This window comes from Frankia sp. AiPs1 (assembly GCF_023716945.1).
Taxonomy (GTDB): Bacteria; Actinomycetota; Actinomycetes; order Frankiales; family Frankiaceae; genus Frankia.
In genome coordinates this window covers 1-1019 of record NZ_JAMQQF010001031.1, presented here as the reverse complement: position 1 = coordinate 1019, position 1019 = coordinate 1, and the positions used below count along the sequence as shown (strand labels likewise).

Annotated in this window: 2 protein-coding genes; both read left to right on the top strand. The window is 73.9% G+C overall.

Annotated features, from left to right (window positions below):
* Positions 1 to 303, top strand: a 303-nt coding sequence (locus ND748_RS32665; protein WP_251750113.1) for a formate dehydrogenase accessory sulfurtransferase FdhD, incomplete at its 5' end; no start/stop codon positions are given.
* Between the two features lie 118 nt (positions 304 to 421).
* A partial coding sequence (locus ND748_RS32660) for a CYTH domain-containing protein (protein ID WP_251750112.1) occupies positions 422 to 1019 on the top strand: 598 nt, incomplete at its 3' end.

Genomic DNA, 1019 nt, shown 5'->3' with positions numbered 1-1019 from the left:
GGCGTGCTGCGCGCCGTGCGGGAGGACGTCGGCCGGCACAACGCGGTCGACAAGGTGATCGGCGCGGCGGCGCGCGACGGCCTGGTGCCGCTGGCCGGCCACGCGCTGGTCGTCAGCGGCCGGGCGTCGTTCGAGCTGGTCCAGAAGGCGATGATGGCCGGTGTGCCGATGCTGGTCGCGGTGTCCGCGCCCTCGACGCTGGCGGTGGATCTCGCCGAGGAGGCGGGGATGACTCTCGCCGGCTTCGTCCGCGGGGACTCGATGAACATCTACGCCGGCGCCCACCGGGTCACGCTGACCTGACCGTCGCGGGTCGCCACCCGGTCCCACCCGGTCCCACTCGGTTCCACCCGGCGCTGACAGGGTTTCTCGGCCGAGGGCAGGGCATCAGTGCGCTGATACCGCCGGATGGAGGCCAGTCGTGGCAGTGGCAGTGACGCATGAGGTCGAGCGGAAGTTCGCGGTGGACGAGGTGTTCGCGCTCCCCGCCTTCGACGGGCTGCGCGGGGTCGGCTCCGTCGCCGACCCGCAGGAGCGGCACCTCGACGCCGTCTACTACGACACCGACGACCTGCGCCTGGCCCGCAACAGCCTGACGCTGCGCCGCCGGGAGGGCGGCGCCGACGAGGGCTGGCATCTGAAGATCCCCACTGCTGACGGGGCCCGCGACGAGATCGGTCGCCCGCTCGGCGAGGCGTCGCAGATCCCGCCGGAGTTGCTGGACCTCATCGCCGTGCGGCTGCGGGGGGCGCCGCTTCGGCCGGTGGCGTCGATCACGACCGTCCGGCGCACCCGACGGCTGCGCGACGCTGCCGGCCGCGACCTCGTCGAGGTCGCCGACGACCTGGTCAACGCGCGGACGATGGGGGAGCGCACCATCGTGTCGCGGTGGCGTGAGGTGGAACTCGAGGCGCTCGACCCGGCCGGGGTGGATCTGCTGCCCGCCGCCAGCAAGGCCCTGCACCGGGCCGGCGCGCGGCCCGCGTCACCAGCCGGGCGAGGCTCCGACACGATGTCGT